This window comes from Pirellulales bacterium (assembly GCA_035533075.1).
Lineage (GTDB): Bacteria > Planctomycetota > Planctomycetia > Pirellulales > JAICIG01 > DASSFG01.
This window is the reverse complement of record DATLUO010000007.1, coordinates 19,537-28,137: the sequence shown is the minus strand read 5'-3', so window position 1 is coordinate 28,137 and position 8,601 is coordinate 19,537. Positions and strand designations below refer to the sequence as shown.

The window sequence follows — 8,601 nt, the reverse complement described above, 5'->3', positions numbered from 1 at the left end:
CGGGCCACGCGCTCGTAGGCCTCGGAGCGGTCGTCGTGCGACGCTGGATGATGCGCCAGCCGCACGTCGAGGAACGGGTAAAACAGCCCGGACAGGTCGCGGCACAACAACAGCGTCGCCACGCGCGTTTTGTCGGTCTGAAAAGCCAGCGCCACGATGTCGCACATCAGCCGCATGTGCTCGCGGATGTCTTCGGGCAAGCCGTTGTCGGGCCGCTTCATCACGAGCGCCGGCTGCCCGCGGTTTTTGGCCCGCTCGTCGGCGATTTCTTTCTGCGCCCGTGTGCGTTCGATCTGCTTCTCGACTTCGCGGACGCTGCTGAGATACTGGTCGAGCCGCCGCGCATCGGCCCGGCTCACTTCGCGGCTGAGATGGGCGGCGTGCTCCGCGACCCGGTCGAGGATGCTGCGCGTGCGTTTGCTGCCGTGGTTGTCGAACAAGCTGTCGAAGGCCAGCGACGGATAGACCTCCATCGGCACGGGCGAGTTGGCGTCGTGCCAGGAAATGTGCGAGCTATAGGCCATCGAGAAATTCGATTCGTGGTAGCCGGTGATCGGCTGCTCGCAGCCCAGCACCAGGCTGGCTTGCGGCGTCTGTTCCTCGAAGTGGCCGGCCAGCACCTGGTCCATGCTCACGCCGCCCTTCAGCACGGCGCCTTTCTGCAAGGCGGCGCCCGACAACAGGTTGCCCGTTTGGCCCGGATGGATGCCGACGCCGGTCGCCTGCTTGTTGAACAAGCCGGTGATGACATTCAGCTTGCCGGCAACGGGCGAGAGCGGCTCCAGCGTCTTGCTCAACTCAAGGCCGCCGTCGCCGGCTTTCGCCCACCAATGGTTCGGATTGACGCCGTTGCCCATGAAGAGCGCGGCGAACCGCTTGGGACAGTCCGGGCCGTCGGCGGGCGGACGATCGTCACCCCATACGCGCAGCGATTCAAGCCACGGCAGTGACATGGCGACGCCGACTCCGCACAGAACCCGGCGGCGATTCAGTACCGTGCGGCGATTCATTCCCGTCCTCGTTTGTTGAGAAATTGCGGACTCGTCACAATCGACTCCACCAGGCTGCCGAAACGCCCCTCCTCGTCGGCCAGCCGCTTACGCATATTGTCAACCAAAAGCTCGTCGGAAGGCAACAGGCCGCGGCCCAGGGCGTAGGCCAACAGCTTGCGGCAGAAGTTGTCGAGGAAGTCGTTTTCGCGGCTTTTTCGCAGATAAGCACGCAATCCGTCGAGCCCCGAACCGCTGCCGCCGTCGCGAAACGCGGCCGTCGAATTTACCGGATGGCCCGACAGATCGCGGTCGCGGCGTTCGCCGATCGGCCCGTAGCCTTCGAACACCAGCCCGACGGAATCAAACCGCTCGTGGCAGGCGGAACAGCTTTTCTGCTCGCGATGCCGGGCCAAGAGTTGAGCCAACGTCCGCTCTCCAAGCTGCGCCTCGTCCTTGGGCAGTTCGGGCACGGCCGGCGGCGGCGCGGGAATGCGTTCGCCCAGAAGCCGGCGGACGACCCAATAACCGCGCTTCACCGGGCTGGTCCGCAAGCCCGGCGAATTCTTGGTCAAAAAGACGGCCATCGGCAGCAATCCGCCGCGGCCATAACGCACGGCGTCGTCCACGCGAAACCAGCCATCCGGAGAATCTTCGGCCACCGGCATGCCATAGTGCCGGGCCAGCGGCTCATTGACGAACGTGTGATCCGCGTAGAGCAGGTCGAGCAGCGGACGATCTTGGCCCGCAAGATCGATGAAGAATCGAATCGGCTCTTCGTACATCGCCTCGCGCAGCTCATTGGTGAAGCTGGCGAACCGTTCACGGTCGACGCTGTTGTGCTCATCGAAGCGGCGGAAGTCGAGCCAACTGCCGGCGAACTGGACCGCCAGGCCGCGGACGCGAGAATCTCGCAGCATCCTCCGCGATTGAGAGACCAGCACGTCAGGCTGGCGCAGCTTGCCCGCGGCGGCGCAGTTCAATAACTCCTCGTCGGGCATGCTCGACCAAAGGAAATAACTGAGCCGGCTGGCCAGCTCGTAGTCCGAAAGCGGTCGCAGTTTCTCATCCGGCCCGGCCAGGTCGAGGCGGTAGCAAAACTGGGGCGACAACAGGACGCTGGCCACGCAATCGCGAAGGGCGTCTTCGTGGCTGATGGTGTCCTGCTGCCGAAGACGGCGATAAAAGGCGTGCAGCTCGTGGCGCTCGATCTGGGCCAACGGCCGACGATAGGCCCGCTCGGCAAACCGTTCGAGTGCCGCTAGGTGACTCGGCTCGGCCGCCGTTCGGGCCTGGTCCGCCCAAGCGATGTCGGCTGCCATGTTCGCGAAGTACTGCTTGATGGCGGTGATCGCTTCCTCGCTGGCGCCGATCTCACGGGCCTTGGCCAGGTAGGCCGCGCGGAGCCGCTCGATCTTGGCGGCCGAGGTCGCGTCTTTGTCTTCGGAACGGGCGAAATCAAAGTCGCTGCCGCTGGCGAACCGCGGCGGCTCGGCGCGCTCGAAAAAGATGAAGTCTTTATACTGCCGCGCCGGCGCGTCGGTGACGAAGTTCAACTCCTGCCACTGCGAGTCAAGCTCCTTCTTCTCAGCGTCATTCAGCACCAACTCGCAAAGCGGCGAGTCGTCGCGGAAATAACCCTGCATCAGGTGAAAGCCGGCCGTCAGCAATCGGCCGTGGCTGGCGCCCTTGGGGTCGAAATAGGGCGGCCGCTCGGAGACATAAAACACGTCGGGAAAAACGCGGCAGAACTCGCTCGTCGCCTCGTCCTCGCCTTCATAGCGCATGCGACGCGCGGCAAGCTGGTGGTTTCGCCACAGCACCAACGGCTGGCTGCCGGGGGAGATGCCTTTGACGTGCAGCTTATCGACGTCGGTCACGAGCTGCCTACGGGCCTCGATCACGAAATCTCGCATTTCCTTGCAGCCACGGAGTGCGGCGTCGGCGTCGTTTGCGTCATCGCGCAGGCGTCGCCACATCGCCTGCAGCTCGGCCAACGGGCCCATTTCGCAGGGCGTATCGTTCAACGTCGACCAGACCGTGCCGGCATACTTTGGGCTTACGCCCGCGTTGGCAGCGATGTCGCTCAGCGAGGCTGCCGGTTGCTTCTGCTCTTGGCGGTGGGCGAATTGCCAGGCGACGAAAAAGTAATCGGCGTACTCGACCGCATGAAGCCGGTAAAAGTCGACGATCCGCGCAACGCAGTATTTGTCGCGGTCGGTGTCGCTGACCACGGCGTGCGGCGCAAAGTCGAATCCGCTGGGCTTCAACACCAGATGGTCGGCCACCAGCCTGGCGGATGCCAGGTACTTCTTGAACCAGGCCGGCGAAACGGTCAGCGACTCGCCGGAATTGTCAAAGCCGGCTTCGTTCGCCGCATCGACGGGAAACTCTCGCGTCGGGCGAAGATCGACGCCCGTCAGATCGCGAACCGTGCAATCCAGCTCGAAGTTGCTCAGCCGCCGGGCCAGCACCGCGCCGGGGTCGCCGGCGTGGCGGCGCGCATCGTCGGCCCGCACCGCGCGAATCCATGCCACGACCGCCTGCCGCTCGTCGACCGACGGCTGGCGGGGCGCGTCGTCGGGTGGCATCTCCTCACCTTCCAATCGCTGGAGCACCAACTGCCACAGGTGATGGTCTTTCGTCACCGCGTCGAGCGAGCCATAGCCGCTCAAATCGAGCTTTGCCTCCTGCTTCGCCTTGCCATGACAGGCGACGCAATACGTCTGCAAAAAGGGGCGCACGGTCGTTGCCAAGCCGTTCTCCAGCGGCGAGGCGTTGTGCTCCGCCGCCTCGCCGCACAGCGCAACGTATACCAGGCAGAGAATCGCAACCAAGAAACCGCGACAGAGGGTGGTCATTCGTCCTATCATAACGATAGGCTACTTTGAGCGGGCCTCGTGCGTCAAATGCCTGACTGATCTCCTAGGGCGACCACTCCGGCCGCGGCTCGTCGAAGACCCGCGGCTCAACGCGCCGCTGCAGGTCGGCGATCTGCGCCTGAGCGGTCCGCAGGCTGTCGATGTCGGTGTGGATCTCCATCTCGATCTGAAAGCGGCGCGTCTCGCCGGGCGCCACCTTGGCCACGCGCCCGTGGGCCTGCTCGAACGATTTCATGTTGGGAAAGTTGATGCAAGGCTCCAAGCCGGTGCAATAACCGTCGCTGTACGAAATCGGGTTCTTCCAGAGAGCGAAGTACGGGAACTCATTCCGATTGAATCGCAGGCTCAAACCGCGCTCGCCCGAGGGATCGGTCAAGAGCACGGCGGTGTTGCGGTCGTCATCGGCGGCCAACTCCATGTAGAGCACCGTCTCCGCCGCGCCGGGCCGGCCCGCCTCGTAGGCTTGCCAGGTGTCGATGCCGGCGACGGCCGCTACGTCGCGCGGCGCCATGACCTCCACAGGTCCGTCGAAGGTCGAGCCCTGGGCGGCCAACGGCGGGCCGATGTTGATGTGATAGAGCAGCTCCAGATCGACCGGCAGCGACCAAGGATTGCTGATTTCGTCGACGATCGTCAGCCGTTGCAATCCGAATGTGGTGCGCACCGTCGATGTCAGCCGCAGGGAATTGCCGAACAGCCGCGACTCATCGACCACGCCGGTGACGGCAAGCTCCTGGCGATCGTCGTCAATCGTCGCCGTGACGAAGTGGGCCGGCCGGTTGGCGATGCGGCCGTGCAGCGTGTGCTTCAGCTTGCCGTCGGACGACCATTCCGGCGCGCCGTTGTATTCCAGCCCGCAACGGCACAAAAGCTCGTCGAATCCGCTCAGCCAGCCGATGCCGCTTGCCTCGTCAAGCGGGACGAACTTGGGATGCACCGGCCCTTTGACCGGCGACGGCCAACCGACTTCCAGGCCGCCCGACCACACGCGCCAAATACCCATGCCCCGATCGCACAGCACGGTCGCCCGCAAGGCGCCGTTGTCGATTTCGACCACGTTCAGCCCGTCGCGCAGCCCGCCGCGCAGCGTGCGCTTGACGACCGAGAAGCCGCCGCTGGGCAGGCCGACGTCGTTCGGCCCCAGCCGCAACTCGTCGACATAGATGTCACGGTCGACGTCGATCAAGGTCCAGGTTTTCGCAGGCATAGCAGGCACCCAGTGTTAGAGACGTTTTGCCGCGAGGAAAAGCGGTGGCTGGGGCAGAGCTTGGCCAGATCGCGGCTGACGCCCTTCAAGAGCGTGGCGGCTAGGCGATGCCCCGGTGCGTCCAACCGGGGCATCGCCTGGCCGCCGAGATGAACGAAGTGCCAACCTCCACTTGGCCAGGCTCTGCCCCAGCCACCGCCAATGCCTCATTCTCGGCCGCGTGAAGTATATTGTGGCGGCGGTACACGAGTTTGGCCATCGTCTGGCACAGTTACGGCGACTCGGCGGGATTGGCGCTGGCACGTGGCAGCGGCGCGCTCGCGCCCGGCAACTGCCGCGCCGCCGGATCGCCGGGCGGCTTGTCGAGCGTGATGAAGGCGAACAGGTCGGCGATCTCCCGCGGCTGAAGCTGCTGCTCCAGGTTTTCGGGCATCAGCGAAAGCTTGCTCGTTTCCATCTCTTCCACATCACCACGGGCAATCGTTTCCAGCTTGCCGCCTTGCACCTTGAGCACCACGCGCTGGTCGCTGTCTTCGACCAACAGGCCCGTGACGACGCGGCCGTCGGCGGAAACCACCGTGCGGGCTTGGTAGGCAGCTCCGATCACCAGGCTGGGGTCGAACACGTTCGACAAGAGCTGCTCGAAGGAGCTGCGGCCGTTCACCGTGATGTCGGGGCCGACGTCCTGGCCCTCTCCATAGATTCTGTGGCATTGCCCGCAGACTTTCTTGAAGATCGCCTGGCCGCGCGTGGCGTCGCCGGGCGTGTGCCGCAGCAAGCCGCGCATCTGGTCGATGACCTGCTCGCGCTGTGGATTGCGCTCGGTGCGTAACGTGCCCCACGTTCGCCGCACTTGCTCGACCAACGTAGCATCCTTACTGGCCAACAGCTTGCGCACCTGATTGAGGTTCAGCGCGTCGGTCGGCAATCGTCGATCGGCAATCGCCTGCAGCAATTCCGTGCTCCAAACAGCCCGCCCGGTGAGCAGCTCGATGGCCTGCGGCTTCAGCTCTGGTTCCATGTCGGGGTACGCCTTGAGCACAAGCTGGGCGATGGCCGGCGACTCCGCCCGACCGAGCGCGTCGAGGATGCGGCGACGCAGCTCGATGCTGCTGCGATTATCGGCCAAGGCACGGGCAACTTCGTCGAGCAAGTGGGCGTCATCGGCGGCCACCAACGCCGCAACGGCTTGCAGCCGCCGCGGGTCCGGTTCGTTCGGCGACAGAAAAACGTTCCGCAGAAAGGCGACGGCACGCTCGTCGTTCCAGGTGGCGGCGAGCAAGGAGGCGTCGAAATAATAAGGTGAATCGGCGGGCCGGGACAGCAATCGCGCGACGATCGGCCCGATCGCCGCGCGGAGATGTTCCAGCCGCTCGCCCGCGAGCTCACGCGTTTGCACCTTGCCGACCAGCATCGCCAGGCATCGGCCGGCCGGCGCCGCATCGGCGTCGGCGGACGTCAGAAAATCGAGCAACGCCGCGACGGGCCTTGGATCGGGATTCGAGCGGCCAAGCACGCGTTCGACGACGCGCGGCATGATGGCGGCGACGCTCGGCCGCTCCGCCAATTTTGTTTGCTTAACCAGCGCCAAAAACCGGTCGCTCTCATTTTCCAACAGCGGGTGCAAGTTCTGCCAGACGATATGTGGAATCAGCTTATCGTCGCCCGCTTTCGATAATGCCTCGAAGAGCAGCGGCAGTGGATCGAGACCCTCGATTTTCTTGGCGGCGACGGCGACTTGCAGCACGACGTCGGGCGAGCGATCGGCAACCAGCGCCATGATCTTGTCGCGCACCTGGCGATCGACTTTCCGCTGGTTGCCGGCCGCACGCACGCCCCAAGCGCGAAACGTCGCGTCCCGCTGGGCGAGCAACGTCTTGTGAAACTCGGTTTCGAGCGGTCCCGCGCCGATCAGCGACCAGAGCGCATGAATGCGTGCTTTGCGCGGCTCAGACTCGTCGAGCACCAGCCGCTGGAGCTTCTTGAGCGTGTCCGGATCGCGTCGTTCCCAGAGCAGTCGCTGCGCAAGGTCGCGAAAAAAGACGTTCGGGCTGTGCAGTCGCTCGATCAGCATGTCGTCGCTTTCCTTCGCCAGGTCGAACGGTTTTGCCCGCGGCGTGTTCTTGTAGCGCACTCGATACAGCCGGCCCTTCAAACGGTCGATTCCTTGCGGGTCGCGGTTGGCATCCTGATAGCAGTGGTAACGGTCGTACCAATCGAGAATGTAGAGGCAGCCGTCCGGCCCGGTCTTCTGCACAACGGGCATGAACCAAGCGTCGTTGGCCGAGAGAAAGTCATCGTTGGGCGTGGCGAAATAGGTCGCGCCGTCGCGGGCCAGCGTGTCGCTGTTGACGCAGTTGCCGTGGATGTTGCCCATGTAGAGCTTTTCGCGGTACGGCTCCGGATAGGCATCACTATCGAAATAATGAATGCCGCAATAGGCAGCCTTCTGGTGGCGGTGCTTGACGATCGAGTCGAGCTTCCAAGTGAACGCCGGATAGGGGCCGCCCTGCCGGTGATAGTAGCCCGATTCGGTCAAGTGCCAGAGATGGTCGATCACGCAGGCGCTCACGAACGCGCTGCCTTCGCGGTCGAAGGCCACTCCCCAGGGATTGCTTGTTCCCTCGGCAAACAGCTCGAAATCGCGGCTACGTGGATGAATGCGGAACAGGGCGCAGTTGAAGTCGAACGTCCGCCCGCGATATTCGATATGGCTGGGATTGAACACGCCGTTGAGACCGTACAGCCAACCATCGGGACCCCAGGTGAGCGAGTTGGGCAGCTCGTGCGTATCGGCGCGGCCGAAACCGGTGACGACGACCTCCTGCTTGTCGGCCCGGCCGTCGCCGTCGGTGTCCTGCACGAAGAGGATGTCGGGCGAGTTGGCCAGCCAAACGCCGCCGGCCCCCACGGCGATGCCGGAGGGAATGTTCAGCCCCTCGGCGAAGACGGTGAAGCGGTCGGCGCGGCCGTCGCCGTCGGTATCTTCGAGCAACTTGACGCGGTCGCGGCCCTTGCCCGGCGAGCGGCGCGGATATTCGAGGCTCTCGGTGATCCAGATTCGTCCTCGTTCGTCGAACGTCATGGCCACCGGGTTGACGATGTCGGGTTCGCTGGCCACCAGCTCGACCGCGAACCCGTCGGGCACCGTCATTTTGGCGATCGCCTCGGCGGGCGAGAGCGGCGGTCCGGGCGGCCGCTGCTGGCCATGCGGGACGGCCGCGTCGTCGGCCTGCACGATGGGGGCCAACACAAGAAAGAACGTGCAGAGGAGGCGGGCGCGGGTCATGCGTTAAACGGTGCTGCTCGGCTGCGTGAAAACCACGATTATGAGTGCCGGGCCCAGCGACGGCAACCGGTGTCTCGACCGTAGTAGTGTCCGAAAGCTGTGCTGCGGCTCCCAGACAGACCCGAAGCGCAAAGTTTGATAGTGCGCTTCGACAAGGTCGTAAGGTGGGACAAGCGAGCTTTCGAGCGCTGGCCCACCGTAGCGACGTCTTTCACGGTGGGCCGGCGCTCGCAA

General features: G+C 64.4%; 4 protein-coding genes. All 4 read right to left on the bottom strand.

The annotated features are described in order from the left end of the window. The coding region (locus tag VNH11_00585) for a DUF1552 domain-containing protein (protein HVA44855.1) at positions 1–1,010 on the bottom strand (1,010 nt) is incomplete at its 3' end. Continuing rightward, positions 1,007–3,850 carry a DUF1592 domain-containing protein gene (locus tag VNH11_00580; GenBank protein ID HVA44854.1) on the bottom strand — a complete coding sequence of 948 codons (2,844 nt, stop codon included), beginning with the start codon at positions 3,848–3,850 and terminating at the stop codon, positions 1,007–1,009. The genes VNH11_00580 and VNH11_00585, both read right to left, overlap by 4 nt. Positions 3,851–3,914: 64 nt before the next feature. Beyond that, the gene (locus VNH11_00575) at positions 3,915–5,078 is read right to left on the bottom strand and encodes an aldose 1-epimerase family protein (protein ID HVA44853.1); all 1,164 of its coding nucleotides are present in this window, start codon (positions 5,076–5,078) and stop codon (positions 3,915–3,917) included. A gap of 271 nt (positions 5,079–5,349) precedes the next feature. Next, a complete protein-coding gene (locus VNH11_00570; protein HVA44852.1) occupies positions 5,350–8,367 on the bottom strand; it encodes a PVC-type heme-binding CxxCH protein in 3,018 nt (1,005 codons plus the stop codon). Positions 8,368–8,601 lie beyond the last annotated feature (234 nt).